Origin of the sequence: Moorena sp. SIO1G6, from assembly GCF_010672795.1 — a bacterium.
Taxonomy (GTDB): domain Bacteria; phylum Cyanobacteriota; class Cyanobacteriia; order Cyanobacteriales; family Coleofasciculaceae; genus Moorena; species Moorena producens.
Window position 1 is genome coordinate 40,848 of sequence record NZ_JAAHFZ010000030.1, and the last position, 21,799, is coordinate 62,646.

The 21,799-nt window shown below is 45.5% G+C and carries 15 protein-coding genes and 1 pseudogene; 12 read left to right on the forward strand and 4 right to left on the reverse strand.

What is annotated here, in order from left to right; genetic code table 11:
• Nucleotides 1–97: 97 nt before the first annotated feature.
• The 3 genes from F6K63_RS23970 (at nt 98) to F6K63_RS23980 (ending at nt 4,308) form a co-directional block, all read left to right on the forward strand.
• Nucleotides 98–1,075 carry an SDR family oxidoreductase gene (locus F6K63_RS23970; RefSeq protein ID WP_008179584.1) on the forward strand — a complete coding sequence of 326 codons (978 nt, stop codon included), beginning with the start codon at nt 98–100 and terminating at the stop codon, nt 1,073–1,075.
• 212 nt (nt 1,076–1,287) lie between these two features.
• Nucleotides 1,288–2,205: an NAD(+) kinase gene (locus F6K63_RS23975; protein WP_044492265.1), complete on the forward strand. Its 918-nt coding sequence runs from the start codon at nt 1,288–1,290 to the stop codon at nt 2,203–2,205.
• 465 nt (nt 2,206–2,670) lie between these two features.
• Nucleotides 2,671–4,308: a DUF6930 domain-containing protein gene (locus tag F6K63_RS23980; protein WP_008179589.1), complete on the forward strand. Its 1,638-nt coding sequence runs from the start codon at nt 2,671–2,673 to the stop codon at nt 4,306–4,308.
• Between the two features lie 318 nt (nt 4,309–4,626).
• Here F6K63_RS23980 and F6K63_RS23985 read toward each other — a convergent pair whose 3' ends face one another.
• Nucleotides 4,627–4,758 carry a ribbon-helix-helix protein, CopG family gene (locus tag F6K63_RS23985; RefSeq protein WP_008179590.1) on the reverse strand — a complete coding sequence of 44 codons (132 nt, stop codon included), beginning with the start codon at nt 4,756–4,758 and terminating at the stop codon, nt 4,627–4,629.
• A 55-nt stretch (nt 4,759–4,813) separates the two neighbouring features.
• Between F6K63_RS23985 and F6K63_RS23990 the strand changes: the two genes are divergently transcribed.
• The gene (locus F6K63_RS23990; protein ID WP_044492266.1) at nt 4,814–6,037 is read left to right on the forward strand and encodes an RNA-guided endonuclease InsQ/TnpB family protein; all 1,224 of its coding nucleotides are present in this window, start codon (nt 4,814–4,816) and stop codon (nt 6,035–6,037) included.
• Nucleotide 6,038: 1 nt separating this feature from the next.
• On the opposite strand, the gene purM is transcribed toward F6K63_RS23990, so the two are convergent.
• Nucleotides 6,039–7,091 (reverse strand): phosphoribosylformylglycinamidine cyclo-ligase, encoded by a 1,053-nt coding sequence (gene purM / locus F6K63_RS23995; protein WP_008179594.1) that lies wholly within the window; start codon nt 7,089–7,091, stop codon nt 6,039–6,041.
• Between the two features lie 672 nt (nt 7,092–7,763).
• Between purM and F6K63_RS24000 the strand changes: the two genes are divergently transcribed.
• The 5 genes and pseudogenes from F6K63_RS24000 (at nt 7,764) to F6K63_RS24020 (ending at nt 13,453) form a co-directional block, all read left to right on the forward strand.
• The gene (locus F6K63_RS24000; protein WP_287313287.1) at nt 7,764–8,846 is read left to right on the forward strand and encodes a septal ring lytic transglycosylase RlpA family protein; all 1,083 of its coding nucleotides are present in this window, start codon (nt 7,764–7,766) and stop codon (nt 8,844–8,846) included.
• A 701-nt stretch (nt 8,847–9,547) separates the two neighbouring features.
• Nucleotides 9,548–9,943 (forward strand): annotated as a pseudogene (locus F6K63_RS37395) (septal ring lytic transglycosylase RlpA family protein); the annotation flags it as partial.
• Nucleotides 9,944–10,059: 116 nt separating this feature from the next.
• Entirely contained in the window at nt 10,060–11,616 is a 1,557-nt protein-coding gene (locus F6K63_RS24010) for a bifunctional pantoate--beta-alanine ligase/(d)CMP kinase (protein ID WP_008179603.1), read from the forward strand.
• A gap of 129 nt (nt 11,617–11,745) precedes the next feature.
• Entirely contained in the window at nt 11,746–12,663 is a 918-nt protein-coding gene (locus F6K63_RS24015) for a polysaccharide deacetylase family protein (protein WP_287313288.1), read from the forward strand.
• A gap of 529 nt (nt 12,664–13,192) precedes the next feature.
• Nucleotides 13,193–13,453, forward strand: a complete 261-nt coding sequence (locus F6K63_RS24020; RefSeq protein ID WP_287313289.1) for a hypothetical protein — start codon at nt 13,193–13,195, stop codon at nt 13,451–13,453.
• 439 nt (nt 13,454–13,892) lie between these two features.
• Here the strand turns inward: F6K63_RS24020 and F6K63_RS24025 are convergent, their stop codons facing one another.
• Nucleotides 13,893–15,092: a DegT/DnrJ/EryC1/StrS family aminotransferase gene (locus F6K63_RS24025; protein ID WP_287313290.1), complete on the reverse strand. Its 1,200-nt coding sequence runs from the start codon at nt 15,090–15,092 to the stop codon at nt 13,893–13,895.
• A 338-nt stretch (nt 15,093–15,430) separates the two neighbouring features.
• Here F6K63_RS24025 and F6K63_RS24030 point away from each other — a divergent pair, with 338 nt between their 5' ends.
• Nucleotides 15,431–15,601, forward strand: a complete 171-nt coding sequence (locus F6K63_RS24030; RefSeq protein ID WP_287313291.1) for a hypothetical protein — start codon at nt 15,431–15,433, stop codon at nt 15,599–15,601.
• Nucleotides 15,601–15,759: a hypothetical protein gene (locus F6K63_RS24035; protein ID WP_287313292.1), complete on the forward strand. Its 159-nt coding sequence runs from the start codon at nt 15,601–15,603 to the stop codon at nt 15,757–15,759. The genes F6K63_RS24030 and F6K63_RS24035 overlap by 1 nt, the downstream gene beginning before the upstream one ends.
• 55 nt (nt 15,760–15,814) lie before the next feature.
• On the opposite strand, the gene F6K63_RS24040 is transcribed toward F6K63_RS24035, so the two are convergent.
• Nucleotides 15,815–20,623, reverse strand: coding sequence for a glutamate synthase-related protein (locus F6K63_RS24040; RefSeq protein ID WP_287313299.1), 4,809 nt, complete (start codon nt 20,621–20,623; stop codon nt 15,815–15,817).
• 782 nt (nt 20,624–21,405) lie between these two features.
• Here F6K63_RS24040 and F6K63_RS24045 point away from each other — a divergent pair.
• A complete protein-coding gene (locus F6K63_RS24045; RefSeq protein ID WP_008179632.1) occupies nt 21,406–21,660 on the forward strand; it encodes a hypothetical protein in 255 nt (84 codons plus the stop codon).
• Nucleotides 21,661–21,799 lie beyond the last annotated feature (139 nt).

The following is a 21,799-nucleotide window of genomic DNA, read 5'->3' on the forward strand; positions in this document are numbered from 1 at the left end:
ATGGCGTTGCCTATTGAATACCAGAAAAATGAGAGATCGACAAAATTTCTGATAGAATCTTATAGAAAGTTTAAGATTCCTTACTAAAATTACTATAATGAACTTGTTGGTCGTCGGTGCAACTGGCACCTTAGGAAGACAGGTGGTTCGTCGTGCACTAGACGAGGATCATCAGGTACGCTGTCTTGTACGCAGTCCACGAAAAGCTTCTTTCCTTAAAGAATGGGGAGCAGAACTAGTACAAGGAGACCTGTGTGTTCCAGAAACCCTACCAAAAGCCCTGGAAGGGATCACAGCTGTCATTGATGCGGCAACATCGAGACCAACAGATTCTCTGACCATCAGACAGGTAGACTGGGAAGGGAAAGTTGCCCTCATTCAAGCGTCTGTGGCTGCTGGTATAGAAAGATATGTCTTTTTCTCAATTCTGGGAAGTGAGAATTTTGCTCATGTCCCACTGATGGAAATAAAGCACTGTACAGAACTATTTCTGGCAGAATCAGGATTGCCACACACAATCTTGAAACCAAGTGGCTTTATGCAAGGCTTAATTGGTCAGTATGCGATCCCCATTTTGGATGGACAGGCGGTTTGGATTACAGGAGAAACCTCTCCCATCGCCTATATGAACACCCAGGATATTGCTAAGTTTGGCATTCGTGCTCTGGAAGTTCCAGAAACAGTAAATCAGACATTCCCGGTTGTGGGAACCAGAGCCTATAGTACCTACGAAATCATTAACCTGTGTGAGCGGTTGTCCGGTAAAGATGCTAAAATAGCCCGACTCCCAATAAATTTTTTGCGGGGTATGCGGCGATTCGTGAGATTTTTTCAGTGGGGCTGGAATGTGGCAGATCGGCTTGCCTTCACTGAGGTGCTAGTGAGCGGGAAACCGCTGGATGCACCGATGGATAAGGTATACGAGGTCTTTGGCCTAGACCCTAAGGAAACCACAACTTTGGAAGAATATCTACAAGAATACTTTAACCGGATTATGAATAAGCTCAAAGAAATCGATTACGAGAAAGCTAAAAAGAAGTCTAAGAAGAGGACTCCTTTTAAATCTAAATCCTAGATATTTCCTGGAAAATCGATAAGCGGGAGGTTTTGGGGAGCCAGTGCAGCAAAAGTGCTTCTCGACGGGGCTTCCAAGGTGCGGATGCCAGCCTGAGCACACAGCCGGTTCCCATAGCGCGACTGCATCAAGACAGTAGCTGATTAAATCACAATTGTCCATGATGTTTCAGATAATTTAATCCAAGTAGTTCAAGACGGGGACTGGTGAGTATACCAAAAGCAGGCATTATCTACAACGACCTTAAACCAATGGCTTGTAGCGTTGCTGAAGAGTTGCACAACCAATTGAGGACTGCGGGTTGGGAAGTGTGTATGGCGACAGGGGTTGGGGGAATTCTGGGTTATTCGAGTCCTCAATCACCAGTGTGTCATACACCAATGGACAAACTAGCCCCCCCTGGTTTTGATGACCAGATGGCTTTCGCAATTGTATTGGGGGGAGATGGTACAGTACTAGCGGCTTTTCGCCAATTGGCTCCCCAAGGGATCCCTGTGCTAACGGTGAATACAGGTCACATGGGTTTCTTAACAGAGACCTATGTCAATCAGTTGCCTTCTGTCTTGGAGCAGGTAATGGCAGAAGAGTATGCTATAGAAGAACGGTCCATGCTTTCTGTGCAGATCCTGCGAGATGAGACGATTTGGTGGGAGGCACTTTGTTTAAATGAAATGGTATTGCACCGGGAACCTTTGACGAGTATGTGCCATTTTGAGGTACAAATAGGACATCACGCACCAGTGGATATTGCAGCTGATGGTATAATCGTCTCAACACCCACTGGCTCTACTGCCTATTCTCTAAGTGCTGGAGGACCAGTATTAACTCCTGAGGTGCCGGTGTTGCAACTGTTGCCCATCTGTCCCCATTCTTTGGCATCTCGGGCATTAGTCTTTGCCGACACAGAGCAATTAACCATTTTTCCCGCTACTCCCAATTCGATGGTGATGGTAGTTGATGGCAATGGTGGTTGCTACGTCATACCAGAAGATAAAATAAAAGTTAAGCGATCGCCTTACTCCGCTCGATTTATCCGTTTGCAAGCACCAGAGTTTTTCAGGGTTTTGCGAGAAAAGTTGGGGTGGGGATTGCCGCACATTGCTAAACCGACCTCTGTGGAGTTGCCTTAGAGCGTACATCCATGTCAGAAAGTTTTGTCAACTAGTATTCTCGTGCTGGGGAGCTGGGGATATAGGTAAACAAAACAATCAGGATTTTCTAGATCAGGATTTTCTGTATAGGCTTTCCTCCAGCTGAATTGAAGAAAGCCAGGCCATGGGAAGGGGGGTTAGGCAGGAGTGTCAAAAACGGTGATTGCTGCCTGTTGGTTACGAGAAACACCATTAGCTGGAATCAACTAACCATAAGGGTTTCCTGAACGTGTTGCTCGAAAGTTGTATTCATACCTAGTACTATTAATCTCGATCTGGTAGTTTCTGGTGGTGTCTGGTGGTGTCCCAAATCCATGTATGTAATCTGTGAAACGCAACTTCGGATCAGGGGGGCTTGTGCAACTATACCCCGGTAAGATAGGAGTATCCACCAGCAACTGGCTATTCATGGTCGGTACTTAGGCAATCAACCCAAACTATTCTATGTCTGCTTTGAATCGCAATACTCGTCGTCGGCTCAATAAATTACAACAGACTTCCAGTGTGTGGGAGGGAGACCGCCGTCCCCTGTCAGTTATTGGTAACAATCATCAGCCGGATGGTGAGGGTCATAATGATTGCATTCTTTGGGTGGATGGCTCAGAAGGCATTGTCAGGGCAATGGATTTAGTATCACCAACAATGGGACCAGAAGCGATTGTTCGTGCCCTTATGCAAGCCATGGAACATCCCCAAAGCCCCGCCAGACCAGCACGACCCTCAAAGATTGTTGTTCGTAACCGAGAAATTCAGTTTTTTTTGCGAGGTGTCCTTCAAGGGTTAGACATTGGAATTGATTATGTACCCAATTTACCCTTGATTGACGAACTGTTTCGGGGATTTGAGGAAATGGCGGCTACTCGACAACCCCAGCTACCACCTAAGTATGCCGACCTACTTATAGAAAAAGCCTATGAAATTTGGCATGAAGCTGCTTGGGAAGTAGTGGCTGATCATCAGATTATCTCGATTGAATTAAATCGCTGGGATTTGGAAACTCTATACGTCTCAGTAATGGGTATGCTGGGTATGGAGTACGGGGTACTACTATATCGGTCCTGGGATTCCCTGAAACGGTTCCGATCATCAGTGCTGGCAGATGACTCGTGGGACAAGATGGAACAAGCTTTCTTAGGGCAAGATTGCTTGTTTTTAACCTTCGGGCGGTTTGGGGATGATACCGAAGATGAGGATGAAGAGGATGATATTGATTTAGCTGATTTGCCAGTATCAGAGATTGTACCTGGCTTTGGTACAGTCCATCCCTTGGAAGGAATGCGACCTTATATTTATGAAGAAGAAGCGATCGCCATTTATGTTGCCCTAGAAGCCATTCAGCGATTTGTTCACGATTACCATGAGCAATTAGATGACGAAAACTTACCCAAGATTGGTAAGCGTTACCGCATCCCGGTACCCCTAGAAGCAAAATCTACTGTTAACGTTAAAGTTAACACCCATCCTGACCTAGCGGATGAGTTGTTAGAGATGGCAATTGAGTCCGAGGAAGATGATTTCGATTCAGGGTCGATGACCATACCCTTACGGGATGACCTTGTGCCAAAGGATGCTTTCCTCAAGCTGGGCATGATGTCTTGGGAAGCAATAGAATCTATTCGCTCTGGTGTCAAATCCTATCAGTCTCAGAATATTAAAGCAATCGGGGAAGGCATGCCAGTTATTTTGATTCAAACCACCCGACCAAAGGCACAAGTGTTGATAGAACAGATCCAGACTGCTGGTGGAATCAAAGGGATTTGCTTTAATTCAGGGGAAGACCCCTTTGAGGGCACACGCTACGACCTTGGCATTATCCAAACAGAAAACAGCAGTCTTTATTTGTTAGGAGAGTTTTCTGAAACCGATACCAACCATGCTGCTGCCCGCGAGCAGTGGGAGGAGGGTTGTGAAAATCAGGGCTATTGTGGTTTAGTTATTGCCAGAGGTCTAGCAGGAGCATCTCGGGGTAATCCCAAGCCTCGTGACATGATGGCATTGTTTGAAGCGCGATCGCTCTCCACTACAGATTTGGGAATAGCAATCCTGAAGGCAGAACCCTCAATAACTGAGCCACCCTTTTGAGTTTCTGATTGAGAGAATAGACCTCTTGCAAAAATAACTAAGCAATCATTTTGGATAGCTTCTAAGTCAATTTTGAGACCTATTCCCTATTCCCTATTCCCTATTCCCTATTCCCTGACAACTGCCGCGAAGTCTAATGATTGAGAGACTGCCCACCCAGAAGCCTGATCGGATCACGGGATGAGCTAAAGCAGCAGCAGCCCCGCGCTCTACCCGAAGGGTGAGCGTCGGGAAGAATGCGAGCGAGATGAGGAGGGTGGGTCAATCAATGCCGAAGGAACTGAGGCGAGTGCGACCCACACCGACGAGACGAGCAACTCACTCAGGCAATGAACGAATAAATTCCCGCAGAACATCCGTGATGGATCTTTCGGTTTTTCGACAATAGGAATCCAGTCGATCTTTTTCGGTTTTAGGGAGTCGAATCTGGATTGTTTCTTTACTGGTCATGATTGCAGTGTATGGAAATATGCACTACAATAGTATCACGACAATATTTTTTCCTATGCGAACCGCCTACCAGTACCGATTAAGATTGACTCGACAACAGCAAGTCACCATTGACCAATGGCTTGACATTTGCCGTCGGCAATACAACTATCGGCTGGCAGAGCGGTTTAATTGGTGGGAGCAAAATCGCTGCGATATTAATGCCTGTCCATTGGTATGTCATCTCCCAGAATTGAAAGACCGTCCTGATTTCTATGCTCAGAAACGGGATCTGGTCAACTCGAAAAAGCTGTTCCCCGAATACAAGGATCTGCCGTCACATACTCTGCAAGATGTGATTGCACGAGTAAAAAAGACGTTTGATCGATGGCTCCAAGGGGATTGCAACGGCAAGCGAAGCGGTAAGCCCCGGTTCAAAGGAGTTGGGCGTTATCGTTCAATTGCGTTTCCAGATCCCATTAAGCCAGAACATATTGACGGGCGATTGATCCAGCTACCAAAGATTGGCAAGTTGAAAATGATTCTGCATCGTCCGTTGCCAGATGGCTTCAAAGTGAAAACAGCAACTATTACCAAGAAAGCGGATGGGTATTACATCACGTTGTCGTTACAAGATTCGTCGGTTCCCGTTCTTACTCCTGATGCTCCAAGTCTCGATAATACCATTGGGATTGATATGGGATTGAAAGAGTTTCTGGTAGATGATTCGGGGGCATACGAGCCAATTCCTCAACACTATCGCAAAGCAGAGAGATGCCTGAAACGGTTGCAGCGCTCACTTTCTCGTAAGAAGAAAGGTTCCAACCGTCGAAAGAAAGCTATTAAGCGAGTCGCTAAAGCTCACTTGAAAGTTTCAAATCAGCGCAAAGACTTTCACTACAAAACCGCCAAAAAGCTTTTATCTCAAGGCAAGAATTTAGCACATGAAAAGCTGAACATCAAAGGTCTAGCCAAATCTAGGCTGGCAAAATCTGTTACGGATGCTGGATGGGGTCAATTCCTGCAAATTCTCTCAATCAAGGCTGAAAGAGCCGGATTGTTGGCAATTGCGGTGAATCCAAACGGCACTTCTCAAAACTGCTCTGAATGTGGTGCAAAAGTCCCAAAAACGCTCTCAGACAGGCTTCATAACTGTTCTGAATGCGGGCTGACGATTGACCGTGACCACAATGCAGCAATCAATATCAAGTATTTGGCGGTAGGGCATTCCGTCAATAAAGCTCAGGTAGCGTCCGATGCAATAGCAGGAGTCCCTGAGAAGCCCGCGCTCTATGCGTGACTCATGAGCGTCGGGAGTATGTCACTAGACCAACAACACCACCATCCCCTGGGATTACTTCACCAATTTTACATGCATTTACCTGCTGTGAATTAAACGATGTTAGGGTTTGCTCAACCTGCTGTTGAGGAACAATCAGCACAAAACCAATCCCCATATTATAGGTATCAAACATTGCCTGAGGACTAACCTGACCTGTTTGGGCTAGCCACTTAAAAATTGGTGGAATCACCCAGCTGTTGGGATAAATCTGGACGGATTGTCCAGCACCCAGGCAACGAGGGAGGTTTTCTGGGATACCGCCGCCAGTAATGTGAGCCATACCGTGAATCTCGATACCAGCCCTACGAGCATCAAGCACCGGTTTGACGTAAATCTGAGTTGGTGTCAACAATTCCTCCCCTAAGCTTTTACCAGCTAAAAATTCCGGAGTTATGTCCCAGGAAAGAGCGTTGTCTGGGGAATCCTGAACAATTTTCCGGATCAGACTAAAACCATTGCTGTGGACGCCCTGACTGGCCAAACCAATTACCACATCTCCAATTTGGACTTGGGAACCGTCAAGCATGCGGCTCTTTTCCACAATTCCTACACAAAATCCTGCTAGGTCATACTCAGCGAGTTCGTAGAAACCAGGCATTTCTGCGGTTTCCCCTCCTAGTAAAGCACACCCAGCCAGACGACAACCTTGGGCAATACCGGCAACAACCTGAGTCAGTTGTTGTTGGTTGAGCTTGCCAGTGGCTAAATAATCCAAGAAAAACAGGGGTTCCGCACCAACAGTCAAGACATCGTTGACGCACATCGCTACCAAATCAATGCCAACAGTGTCATGGCGGTTGAGGTCTTGAGCCAATTTGAGTTTAGTACCAACTCCATCAGTTCCAGATACCAGCACTGGCTCAGTATATCCAACTGGCAGCTGAAAGCAACCACTAAAACCACCTAGTCCACCTAATACTTCCGAACGGTGGGTACTTTTTACCAGGCTACGGATTTGGTTAATAAATCCTCGACCTGCCTCAATATCAACACCAGCGTCTCGATAATCCATGGGAAAACAAAAATGCTTTTGAGCTAGAAATGCAGGATGTATTTTATATCAAGTCTGGTTGAATACCCATAATTAAGGAGAGGGTGGGGAAGATGGGGAGAAACGGAGGTGTGGGGAGATGGGGAGATAGGGAGATTTTTATTAAGGGTAATTATCCTGACCTGATCTTACAGGGTAGTGTCGATCAAGACCTAGGGGGCAAATAGGGTCAGATCAGTAGTGTTTTGATGAAGGTAGTGGTCAGCGCCGTGGTCAGCGCCGTGGTCAGCGCCCTTTCTTACCAGAATTGGTTGCACCTAGTCTGTATTCAAGTTTACTTTATAGAGGAAATTTGTTGAGGTTGATTCATTAGTTATTTCGCAGATCTTGATGGGATTGATAAGAATTAACTATTATTGGCGTTACTTCACAAAAACTTCACAAAAGCTCTAACCACTAATATAACTTAGTTTGTGGTCAATCTACAACAGTCGATTTTGACAAGTTATTAGTAACAGCTTCATAAAATGGGGATTCCACCATCAGAAACTTCATGGTATTCTGTTTCAGGTTTTTAGTTAAATCACTAATAACCAATTTGTGAGGAGTTAATGGGCAAGTTGAAGTTATGTTGCTGGGTTTCTTGCAGCACCATAATGCCTAAAACTGCCAATTATCGTAGACAACAGACCTATGAATCAAAAAATTTGGGGTGGCATCACCGCTTCTTTCCTAACAACAGTTCTCGGTACAACAACATCAACTCCTGTCTCATCCGCTGAGACAGTTGTTCAGACTGTGAAAGGAAATTCTGATACCCAACTGGCACAAGAATTGCCATCTAGCGCAACTGCAGCAATAAAAAAACTACCAGCTCAGCCCACACCAGAGTTTCAATTGGCTGAGTTTCCAGAGCAACTGAGGACTGCCAGTACCTCAGAAATCATTACCAATATTTATGCTTATCAACTGGCAGGACGTCAGGCAGCTACACTGTATGTCCGCAGTATTCCTGTTCTGACTTTCCTAGGTTCACAGGGAATCAATACTGACCCTAGCAAAGACAGAGTTGCTACTGAGGTTGAAAAGATAGCAACTCCGTCTTCTGTTGCCCCAGGCAACGCTACGATATCGGATGCTAAGGGGTCAGAAAATGACTCAATTCAGCGGGCTCAAGTGGTTGCTGCTCGGATCAATGAACTTCATCGCAACAATGTCAATGCTGAGTCAATCACTGTCCGTTGGAATGGTTCCTACAAAAGCTACAGCATCCAAGTCAATGAGGAAGAATTAGTCCAAGTTGATGAGAATACAATTCTGCCAGATACCACTAAAGACCTGGCTGAAGATGCTCTACAAGCTACTAATCGATTGCGACGGCTGATCGGTTACGCTCCCCCTCTCAAAGAAATTGCCGACTTACCGCCAGCACCAAAACCACGAAGAGTACAGAAAGTAGCTAGGAGTACCACTCGACGAGTAAGAAGTCAGATGAGGGGTATGGCTTCTTGGTATGGTCCGGGTTTCCATGGCCGACGCACTGCCAGTGGTGAGCGATTTAATCAATACGCCCTGACTGCTGCTCATCGTACCTTGCGGTTTGGGACTAGGGTGCGGGTGACTAACATGAGAAATGGTCGCTCCGTCATTGTGCGAATTAATGACCGTGGACCCCACAGCAGGAGTCGGCTCATTGACCTTTCCAGGGGCGCAGCCCGAGTTATCGGACTTGAAAGATCCGGCACTGCTGCTGTGCGTCTAGAGGTTTTATATTAACTCCAATCTTCAACCGCAATGGGTAATGGCTAATGGGTAATGGCTAATGGCTAATTGTAATCCAATTCCCAATTCCCAATTCCCCATTACCAAAGGTAAGAAAAAATTTGTTGCAGGTAGGCACGACAATTAGCATTAGTATCATCCGTGTCCCTGCTTAAGCTAAGCATTCAGCTAACTCCCTAGGCTGAATGCTTATTGTTTAAGTGGATAGCCTCTAGCAACTAAGCTGTGAGGCTTATAGCGCTACCCGCAAGTCAGAAGTTAGAAGTCAGAAGTCAAAGGTGCGCTTTCCGTTCTCCGTAGGAGACGCGGGGCGCGTTCGGCGAATTAAATTCGCCACGGGTCGCACCTAAAAGTTAGCTATGAGTAAGTTTCGGAGTTTAGGAATGTCCTAACAGTAGCGCGTAGTGCTATATCATTTATCAACTGATATTTCATCAGCTAAGGGCTTTGACTATACTGTTAAAGATAACCCTGACTTACCACTGATGACAGAGGTGAAATCTGCCACAATTCCAGATGCTGAAAAACTCTCAAATCAGCAAGTTCAGATGTTTGATTTTGCTAAGTTTCCAGATAAATTTAGAACTCTTCCTAGTTTAACCTTGCCAGGGTCTGAGCTAATTACGACTGAGGAGATTCCAAAGTCAGAAGAGAAGAGAGCTTCTGCCAATTCTAATCTCCAAGGAAACGCTATCCTGATCGGCTTAGCTTCTCCTCTCAAAAAAAGCACTGCTTCACCACAGACATGGCAACCACTAAAAGTACCAACGATTGCAAGGCGTAGCCGTCGCCGAGTGCGATGGAGTGTAAGGGGGATAGCTTCCTGGTATGGTTCAGGTTTCCATGGCAGGCGCACTGCTAGTGGCGAAAGATTCAATCAATACGCTCTGACTGCTGCTCATCGTACTTTGCGGTTTGGCACTAGAGTCAAAGTGACTAATCTCAGAAATGGTCGCTCTGTCATTGTGCGGATTAATGACCGTGGACCTTATGTCAGGGGTAGGATTATTGACTTGTCCAGAGGAGCTGCCAGAATAATTGGACTGGTAAGGTCTGGCACTGGGTCTGTGCGTATAGAAATTCTTTATTAAATTAATTAGTTATTAGCCAATAGAAATCTCCAGGAATTACTTGGCAACTCCTGGAGATTTCTATTTATATAGGACTATGTTGCTAACATCAATAGGGATCTAAACTCTAGAGTCTTATGCACCTGTTTACAACAACTGCTGGATTACACTGCTACTTAGAACGTCAAGGTCATGGCAAGGAAGTGGGTCTAGTAACCACTATGGGAGCCTTGCACAGCGGTCACTTAAGCTTAATTGAGCGGGCAAGACGAGAAAATTCTCTGGTGATTGTTAGTATTTTTGTTAATCCTCTTCAGTTTGCACCGACAGAGGATTTTCAGGAGTACCCCCGTGGATTGGCTCAGGATCAAGAACTTTGCCAACAGATTGGAGTTGATGCAATTTTTGCTCCCACTGTGGATCAGTTGTATGGTGACAATCCAATGCCCACTGCGGACAAGGGTGATGAATTGACTCAAGTGGTTCCACCCAAAGCCATGACTTCTGTCCTATGTGGTGTCTCTCGTCCTGGTTTTTTTCAGGGTGTGGCAACTGTTGTGGTCAAGCTGTTGAATTTGGTACGACCAAACAGAGCCTATTTTGGTCAAAAGGATGCCCAACAGTTGGCAATCATCCAGTGTATGGTGGCAGATTTTAAGTTACCAGTGACAATTGTTCCTTGTCCGATTGTGCGGGAAAAGTCGGGACTCGCTTGTAGTTCTCGCAATCAATACCTGACACCAGAGCAAAAAGCCCAAGCATCATTACTATATAAAGCGTTGCGTAGCGCTCAGAAAGCGTTTCAAGGTGGATTATGCGATCGCATCAATCTGATTGAGAGGGTTATGTCAGAATTAGCTGGAACCCAGGATATCCAGGTCGAGTATGTGGAATTAGTACATCCTGTTACTCTCACTCCCCTCGAACAGGTTGAAGAGCAAGGATTATTAGCGATCGCAGTTCACTTAGGTACAACTCGTTTAATTGACAATATACTCCTGTCCCACCGCAAACCGATTGTGGCCATTGATGGTCCGGCTGGAGCTGGAAAATCTACCGTTAGCCGTTTGGTAGCCAAAGAGTTAGGATTGATGTATCTTGATACTGGTGCCATGTACCGGGCTGTGACATGGCGGGTGCTCAAAGCCGGTATTGACTTGGAGGATGAGCTTGCGATCGCAGAATTAGTCAGTAAGTGTACAATTAATCTGACTAATAATCAACCGGGAGAGTTTGGGATTCAGGTGTGGGTTGATGGAGAAGAAGTTACCCAGGTCATTCGCTCACAGTCCGTTACTGCCAAAGTGTCTACAGTGGCTGCCCTGAGTTCAGTACGCCGTGAGTTACTCAAACAACAGCAGCGCTGGGGTCGTCAAGGAGGATTAGTGGCTGAAGGTCGTGACATTGGCACCCATGTCTTTCCCAATGCAGAAGTCAAAGTATTCTTAACGGCTTCTGTCCAAGAAAGGGCACGTCGCCGTCAGCAAGACCTGAAAAACCGGGGGCAAGAGGTGAGCTTAGAACAGCTGGAGCAGGAGATTCAACAGCGCGACCTGAAGGACAGCACCCGTGCTGTAGCCCCCTTGCGCAAGGCAGCTGATGCTATTGAAGTACAAACCGATGGTATGAGTATTGCAGAAGTTACCGATTGTCTTGTCAATATCTACTATCAGCAATTGTCACCGGATGGCTGACCGCTAATCTTAAACAGACAATTAAACAGACAATTAGGCAACAGCTAGCCACCAGTATATAAGATGATGGTTAGTTATAGATGATAATTTACTTTCCTGGTATTTTTGCAGGAGCAAAGGAGACCAATTTTGGCAAAACGTGAGGGCTTATTCTGGTCGCGCAGTACATGGATTATAATTGCTGCTATTCTAAGTTGTATGGCTGGCTACACCTTGAAAACAAGTCGATGGGCTAACCAAAATATTGCTGCACTAATCACTAGGCAAATGCCACAGCAGCAAACTGACTCAAAGAAGGTTGAAACGTTAACTAAGCAGCCAGATAAGGGTTTGCAGCAAGGCATTGCTAAATGGGCAGAGCAAGAGAGAGGCAAGCGGATTAACTATGTTCCTCCCCAATTTCGGGGAAAATATATCGAGGAAGTTGAGCTTAAAACTCCACAGAAAGTGATTGCCTTGACTTTTGACGATGGCCCTTGGCCTAAGATGACCAACGATGTGCTACACATCCTTAAAAAATATGATGTTAAGGCAACTTTCTTCGTGGTAGGAAGAAATGTTTATCTATATCCAGAAGAGCTTAAAAAAATTGTAGACCATGGTCATGCCCTTGGCAACCATAGTTGGAACCATAGTTATTACTATCATAATACTTTAGCAGCTGCTAAGGAAATTGATAACACCACAGCACGGATTTACAAAACTATTAACGTTAAGACCTCTTTGTTTAGACCCCCTGGGGGTATCATGAACAATGGCTTAGTGGCTTACGCCCGAAAAAAAAATTACGTGATCGTGAATTGGTCAGCTGACTCAGAGGATTACTCGGTAAACCAACGTCGGTTGACCTATAATGTGCTCCGCAGAGCGAAACCGGGAGGAATTGTACTACTCCACGATGGTGGCGGGAATCGTTCCAAGACAATACGAGCTTTACCGGTAATTATTACTGAATTGAGAAAGCAGGGTTACCAGTTTGTGACCGTACCAGAATTGTTGGAGATGGCACAAAAAGAGTTGGAGATGGCACAAAAAGAACAGAAGTGATCTGTAAGTATTGATCAATGGTTAACCGTTATTTTTTTGACAGTCAAGAGTCAATTTTAAACCGGTAAATAAGTAATCCGTTATAATCAATTTTATCTTAATCTAACCTTGAAGGCTTTGATGGTTAACCTTGGTATCATTTATTATTAAATTTGCCGCCAAAATGGCGACATAGCTTTCTGAAATTTAGTTATCCTATTTGATAAGTTATCTACCCAAATTAACCTAGCAAACCGAGATTGAAATCTTGAACTAAGACAATACTGTTAACTGTTGAGAAGTTAACGGTTAATTGTTCACGACTTACCCAAAACTCGGCACCAAATGCGCTTATGTCTGAAGTTCCCCCGTTCATTTGTACTACTATGCTAGTTAAAAGCTCTCCCCATAAGGGATATAGCGATTGAGCCAAAAAATTGTGTACCCATGTTGGTTCTTGAAGTATGTCTGCAATTGGAATATAATCCAACTATAGGCACTGGTAGCATTTTTATTTGAGAACCAAATCGCTTCTTGATGCAAAGCGCGAGTGGGGGAAACCACGCCAGTTGCTCATGGGGGAGACCACGGCAAAGCGCGAGTGGGGGAAACCACGGCAAAGCGCGAGTGGGGGGGGACCACGGCAAAGCGCGAGTGGGGGAAACCAACGGCAGTCGCTCATGGGGGGAACCCCCAAGACCGCGCTGCCTCCCCAAGACCGCGCTGCCTCCCCAAGACCGCGCTGCCTCCCCAAGACCGCGCTGCATCGCTCAAACGCCCTTCAGATAAACGTTGTGAGCATTCTCAATAAAACTGTACCCAGTAGCAATAAGTACCGACAAGCCTAGGAACGCCACAGAGCTTGGGATTGAGGTTTCGAGTAGTTCAAACTTTGGGGGAACTTCAGTTATGTAGTTATCTAGTAGCGTGCCTTAATAACGGCAGGAAGCAGGTCAATTTTGTAAGAACACTTGAACTACAAACCCTTGAATTACAGTGTTTTTGGGGCGTCAGTAGCAGTTATGAGCTATTTTAGTACATTTGTTCTGCAAATTTGACATGCTCCCCTCCCAACCTAACTTAAGTAAGCGAGAATGCCACCGCTATCGCTAAAATCATCCTTACGCTTGCTCTCATAGTCCAGAAGCCCTCTCAAACACCTTTCAGGTATACTCCGATTAGCAACCTTTTTGATACATTGCCCTACAAAGAACACCTCCTCAATCAAGGGGATTTGGTATGACTATAGACTACTGGCAAAATACTTGCTGCACTGCTTTAACTATTCTGTTAAGATCGGTCATCTCCAATTCTGGATAGAGTGGTAAAGATAATAACTTTTCCACGATTTGCTTTGCTATTGTTAATCGTCCTACCCGATGAGGTAAACCATTTTGATAAACAGGTTTATCTGGAATCAATTTCGGATATATTCTCATAGTTTCGATGCCAACAGAAATTAAGTGGTCTTCTAATTTCTGTCTTGTCTGGACTGAATCCGTTATCACAGTGTATAGATAATAAACATGAGTTCGCCCTGGAGCAACAAAAGGAATCTGTAGTGGTAAACCATCAAAATGAGCGTTGTAATAATTAGCAATATAATTACGACGTTGGTTCCACTCTTCTAAGAATTTTAATTCTAAATTTATTAATGCGGCTGTAAACTCTCCCATACGCCCTCTGAGCCCAAACACCTCGTGATTATAACGATTTCCAGGGATTCTACCTAAATCACATAAACGAAGGACTTGTGATACCTTCTTGGCATCTTGCATTGTGATCATGCCACCATCTTCTAATCCGCCTATATTTTTACCATTATAGAAAGAAAAACAACCAAAATCTCCCATACTACCAGCATAGTTGCCATAATAAGTAGCCCCATGTGCTTGTGCGCAATCTTCAATAATTTTTAGATTGTACTTTTTAGCTATATCCATTAATCTGTCCATATCAGCCATTTGCCCATACATATGTACTGGGATAATCGCTACTGTTTTGCTAGTAATAGAATCCAAGACTGCATCTGGATTAATGGTTAGTGTTTTGGGGTCTATATCTACAAATACTGGAATACCTCCGACTGCATTTACAGCATAAGCTGTTGAAATAAATGTTAATGAAGGCACTATTACTTCATCCCCTGGATTGATTCCAGCGCACATGAGTGCTATTTGCAAAGAGATAGTTCCAGATGATGTGGCAATTCCGGTTGTCCCCCATAAATCTTTTATCGATTTTTCAAGAGCAATAACACGATGGCCGCGTCCTGTATATTTTCCAGATAAAATGACTTCGTCAAATAACTCAAGAATCTGTTTTTTGAGAAACTCAAAGCGAAAACTATAGCCTTCAAAGGGAATTTTGGCTCTACCGAACCTAGTGTCTATAAAACCGCGCTTATTCCCGACTAGGTCTGATTGGATGGGGTTTTTAGAAAAAATCATTCTATCTCTTGATGCAGTCGCTCATGGGGGAAACCACGCCAGTTGCTCATGGGGGGAACCCCCAAGACCGCACTGGCTCCCCAAGACCGCGCTGCATCGCTTAAAAACTCAAATTACCGTCCAATCAGGATTATACTACAGCAATCCTAAATCATTTATTTGTAAAATCAGCATCTGTAATCGTTGCTGGGCAAGGGTTATAGCGATGGCTTTGGCCAATATATTTCACGAATAATTTAATACTGCTATAATAATTTGGTAAAATTTTTACACAGCCAGTTCGGTATAGCTAATTTAATAAGTTTAATTTCAGTAAAATTAAACTTATTTTGCGTCCTGTGCTGCAAGCCTACGCCAAACCTGAAGATTTGCAGAAGGTAACTACGATGTCCGATAAATTCATCAGTGATGAGTCTAATCACATTGGCTATTATGCTTACTGTATTAGACTTCGCGGCAGTTGTCCGGAACAGGGAAAAGCGGATCTGGGAACAGTGGATAATAATTGATGCAAACACTATCAGAAAACTACTTTTGCAAGAGGTCTATTGAACAGTATATTAAGCGAGGTAATCATGATTGGGTAAGGGAAATGATGATTCGTCGTCAAGAGTCCGTGAATGAATTTTGCCTCGAAAAGATTGACCTAGAACAAGTGAAAGGTTGAACGCGATGGACGCGCGTCCCGCTTTGCTGCGAAGCGCGTTCAACCTTCAAGTGCTTTAGCCTACTGTAGAAGAAACTAACTCCCGCTCCTCTGCCACATCAGGATTCGCTTGAGGAGTATCCGCCTCAGAAGGTGGTACCACTTGCCAGAATTTGGGCAGATATTCAGACCAGTTGTCCAGAATCATGTTGGCTTTCGGGCTACCAGTCCGAGTAGCATGGTCTTGAATTAAGCCTTTCAACTGCTGCTCTCCAGCCGCTGAAATCACCCGTTGAATCTTGACATCCTGGTTCACTTTGGCGGGAAAACTCTCCTCTTCATCTAGGAAGTAGGCTAAACCACCAGTCATACCAGCACCGACATTACGTCCCACTTTCCCTAAGACTACAATTACACCACCGGTCATGTATTCACAGCAGTGATCACCAGCTGCCTCAATCACAGCACAGCCTTTAGAATTGCGCACACCAAACCGCTCACCAGCACCGCCATGGGCAAATAATGTTCCACCAGTGGCACCGTAGAGGCAGGTGTTACCTACAATCACATTGTTAGCTGGGTCGTAGGTGGCATCAGCGGGTGGTTTGATAATAATTTCACCACCATGCATCCCTTTACCTACATAGTCATTGGCTTCACCAGTTAAAATCAGGGTCATACTAGGCAGGTTAAAGGCACCAAAGCTTTGACCCGCAGCCCCCTTGAAGTTGAGAGTAATGTTTCCATCGAAACCACTGTTACCATACTGCTTGGCAATTACTCCAGCAATTCGAGCCCCTACAGTACGGTCAGTGTTCACGATGTCCACATCTTTAGTCACAGACCCATGGTTTTGAATAGCATTCGTCAGGTCAGCGTCACCCAGCAGTTGATCATCTAGCACTGGGCCGTTGCTGTGGACATCCTTATGGTTGAGCCAACTGCGGTCTGTGCGAGTATCAGGCAGCTGAGTCAGACAATCTAGATTCAGCATAGATGTCTTAGTCAACTCAAGGTCCTCCCGGACTTTGAGTAGATCAGCCCGACCAATGATATCCTTTAAGGAACGGTAACCTAGTTTGGCAAGAAGCGATCGCACTTCCTGAGCCACAAAGTAGAAGAAGTTGACAACATGGCCTGGAATCCCGCTAAAGCGCTGGCGCAGCCGTTCTTGCTGAGTAGCAACTCCTACAGGACATTGATTGGTATGGCAAATCCGTGCCATAATGCAGCCTTCAGCAATCATCGATACCGAACCGAAACCGAACTCTTGTCCTCCCATCAAGGCCGCCATCAGTACGTCCCAACCAGTTTTTAAGCCACCATCTACCCGCAGCAAAACGCGATCGCGTAGTTGGTTTTCCATCAAGATCCGATGTACTTCAGTTACTCCCAGTTCCCAAGGCACTCCAGCGTGCTTAATCGAACTCAGGGGAGATGCTCCAGTCCCGCCATCATGACCAGAAATTTGGATTACATCCGCATTCGCTTTAGCTACCCCAGCCGCAACAGTTCCAATCCCAATTTCTGCCACCAACTTCACAGATACCTTAGCTTGAGGGTTAATCTGATGCAAATCAAAAATCAGCTGCGCTAGGTCTTCAATCGAATAGATATCATGATGGGGTGGTGGGGAAATTAGGGTTACCCCTGGCTTAGAACGCCGCAGCTTAGCAATGTAGGGACTGACCTTCTTACCCGGTAACTGACCCCCTTCCCCTGGCTTAGCACCTTGAGCAATCTTAATTTCTAACTGCTTCCCACTCATCAGGTACTCTGGTGTTACTCCAAAACGACCAGATGCTACTTGCTTAACCGCAGAGGAAGCAACATCCCCATTACGTAATCCCTTTAAGTGAGGTAGAGTCTGAGAATGACCAGTCTGATCCACATCATTCAGAATGGTGAAGCGCACTGGGTCTTCACCCCCTTCACCACTGTTGGATTTACCGCCAATCCGGTTCATCGCAATAGCTAGAGTTTCATGAGCTTCTCGGGATAGAGAGCCTAGGGACATTGCGCCGGTACAGAAGCGCTTGACAATTTCCTCAACAGGTTCTACTTCCTCGATCTCAATAGTAGGTTGGTCGCTGTTGAAGTCCAACAAATCTCGTAGTGCAGTTGCTGGACGCTCTTCCAACAGTTTGCGATACACATCGTAGTGGTCGTAGGCTTCTTTGTTAGCTTCAAGGTTTGAAGGTTTAACCTGCAACTTGCTAACTTCCAACTCTTTGTGATGTTTCCCGTTGCCATTGTTAGAGGATTGGTCACGGACGAAAGCAGAAACCGCCTTGTGTAGGGCTTTAGCCATTTGAGGGCTGTTCATGTGATACTCGCCCCGAGGACGGTAATTGATAAAGCCAAAGTTTTCCAGTTTCTTAGCCGTCAGGGGGAAAGCCCGCTTGTGAAACTCCATCACTTCCTGAGCTAAATCAGCAATACTCAAACCTCCCAGCCGGGATGTAGTTCCCTTAAAGGCTAGTGCCAATAAATCCCCACCAATGCCAATAGCTTCAAAAATCTGAGCGCCATGGTAAGACGATAATAGGGAAATTCCCATCTTAGATAGGATTTTCAATAAACCTGCTTCTACCGCCTTGCGATAATTTTTCTGAGCTTGGTCTATGGTTAGGCTTTCCAGTTTCCCCTGGGCCATCAATTTTTGAGTTTTAGGATTAGCCCACCAATTCCGCACCGATTCCCAAGTCAAATACGGACAAACTGCTGATGCACCATAACCGATTAAGCAAGCATAGTGATGAGTACTCCAGCATTGAGCCGTTTCCACAATAATGGATGCCTTCATCCTTAATCCTTGAGAGATCAGGTGGTGGTGAACCGCACCTACAGCCAACATCGGTGGAATATAGGTGTAGTTTTCAGAAAGCCCTCCAGCAGTTTTATCACTCAAAATCAGAATCTTTTTGCCAGCCCTTACCGACTCAGCCGCTTGGTCACACAGACGACTCACAGCTACTTCTAGCCCCCCCGGACCAGTAGCAATTTCAAATAAAGTAGACAGTTCAGCCGTCTCAAACCCTGAGGCTTTCACCGCTGCCAACTCGGCCTCATTGAGTACTGGGGTTTCCAGCTTTAACAACTGGGCATACTCGGGCTTAGCTTCTAATATATTCCCTCGCTCACCCAGCTCTATACTCAACGACATCACCAAACTTTCCCGCAGAGGGTCAATAGGTGGGTTAGTGACCTGGGCAAAGCGTTGTTTGAAATAGTCATAGAGTAGTCGAGACTTATTGGAGAGTACCGCCAAGGGAATATCATCTCCCATACAGAAAGTAGGTTCTTTCCCCTGGGTGCTCATCGGCTGGATGATCATCTCCACATCCTCAGCAGTGTAGCCAAAAGCGGTCTGCTGACGCAGTAACTCAGCCGCATCTTGTTCAGGAGCCTCAGTAAAGGGTTGGGGTTCCAATTTTACACGATACTGCTTCAGCCATTGACCATAGGGTTGCTGAGCTGCCACCCGTTGCTTGATGTCCCAGTTTTTTAGAATTTCGTTGCTTTCCAGGTCAACAGCAATCATTTGCCCTGGTCCGAGTCTGCCCTTTTCCACAATCTCGGATTCTGGCAAGTCCACTACCCCCACTTCTGATGCCACCACCACATAGCCATCCCGGGTAATGCTATAACGAGCCGGTCGTAATCCATTTCGGTCTAGGCTGGCTCCCACTGTTTTCCCATCACTGAATACTAATAGCGCTGGACCATCCCAAGCTTCCTGAATTCCACTGTAGTATTCATAAAAATCAACAATTTCCGGATAGTTATCCAAATCCGGCTGATTTTGGTAAGCCTCCGGCACCATGATCATTAATCCTGCCAGAGGACTGCGTCCAGATTGCACCAGTAATTCAAATACATTATCTAAGATGGCTGAGTCACTGTTTTCTGGATTGATAATAGGCTTGATCTCATCTAAGGAGTTATTTGGTTTCAGGTTAGTTTCGGTTGCAGATTCAAGGTTATTTGCCTTCAACCCTTTTTCCCAAACCGGATGAGCCAAGTCAGCCTCTCGGGCGATCATCCAGTTGACATTGCCCAACAGAGTATTAATCTCACCATTATGTCCCAACAAGCGCATCGGTTGAGCGAGGGGCCACTTGGGCATAGTATTGGTGCTAAAGCGTCGATGATAGACAGCAAAACCACTCTGGTAATCAGGATTTTTTAAATCTAAATAAAACTCTCCAAGTACCGCTGAGCGCACCATGCCTTTGTAGACAATCGTGCGACTAGAAAAAGAGCAAAAATACCAATCCTCAGGCACTCGGATGGTACTCTGAGATTTTAGGGCCTTAGCAATGCGACAGCGAGTTTTGAACAGCAAACGCTCCAGTTCATCTCCTATCTCCCCTTCAGAGGCTACGATCAACTGTTCGATATGGGGTTGATTGGCTTTCGCTTGGATACCCAGGATCTCTGAACGTACTGGTACCACACGCCAGCCTAAAACCTTTAAGCCTTCTTGAGCGAGGACTTCCTCAACAATTGACTTACCTTGGCTAACCAACGTCTCATCCTGAGGCAAGAATACCATCCCAACTCCCAACTGCTCCGTAGGAGGCTGGTCAATTCCTTGTTCGGTCAACCATTTTTGCAACAGTTTCCAGGGAATAGCGGTCAATAAGCCTGCACCATCCCCTGAATCTTGGTCAGCACTACACCCCCCCCGGTGTTCTAAACAACCCAGTGCCACTAGAGCTTGTTCAATCAATTTATGGCTAGCTATACCCTGCCCAGAAGCAATAAAGCCAACCCCACAGGCATCTCGTTCCTCCACCAACCAACGTTGACCTGGATACGGTATCCTTTTGTGATAGTGTTGTAGATCTTCCTGGTTTTTATGGTTATCGATATTATTCATCCAATTATTCACGGTGTTTAGTGATGCTTTCATTACAGACTGAGGACTATTAACCTAGTAGCAGTGACCTATAGACTGCTACTAGGCTGGAAAAATCAACAATGATTTACCATCAATGGTGAGCCAGAATTTGGTTGGGTCTAATCCCGAGTCCCTGGGTGGAAAAATCTATCAAGCTTTTTTTCCCTTAGAAACTCCTATCCTGAGTATCCAATGAAATCTGGTCAGCTGCTGACACAAAAGCTACATCCTCCGACACAGAGCAAGGGATGTAGTTAACCTGATCAGGTTTTACCAGTAGCAACACGCTTAGTGCTTCAACAAGGGCATGCAACTAACCACCTAGCTGATGACCAAAGTGACCAGGGTTCCCTGACGCTGGCATAAATCCTAGAAACTTACCTATATAGGTGGATAGTCATGATATAAGAAATAGGTTAGCGATAGCAATACCTAATTTCTCCATAAACCTACTGAAAATTTTACTCGGGAAGAAATTGGTGGATTTACCGTAGCAGTGATCAAGACCATTGAGCGAAACTCAAAATAGCTTTCTTAACGACTCTTTTGCACTGACAGGACTTGATGTTGTCACAGTAGCCTTCATCACAGTCTTAGTTTAGACCAGGTGGCATCTCCTCTCTAAATGCCTAGGTATTAGGCTCATGGTCTTAGGTCTTACAAAAGGCGGAGTTGAGGGCCTCCGTGCTTGACCCGGAGTGCTTCATAACTTTTTTAGAACCCACTTAGCCTAAATGCCTAGAGCGTTGCTCAATTTTTGAATGAATATAAGTAGAGTGGGCATCCTGCCCGCGCGAAAAGATATTGAAACTGGCAAGATGCCAGTTCCACGCAAGATGCCCATTCCACAGGTGCGACCCGTGGCGAATTTAATTCGCCAAGTAAGAGCGCACCTAAGCAAGATGCCCATTCCACAGGTGCGACCCAAGGCCGCGAGGGATTGCTCGCGGCCTTGGAGGCGCGCACCTACTCTTATAGCAGAAGTCAGAAGTCAGAAGTCAGAAGTCAGAAGTTAAACTCAAGCCAAACTGTAGTTTGAGACTTTTGTCATGTCCTAATTACCCTGGCGACTGCTATAAAATCATTCCATTATTAAGCAACGCCATGCCTAGAGCCTAAATGCCTAGAGCCTAGGTTAAGAGTATGTGAAATTAA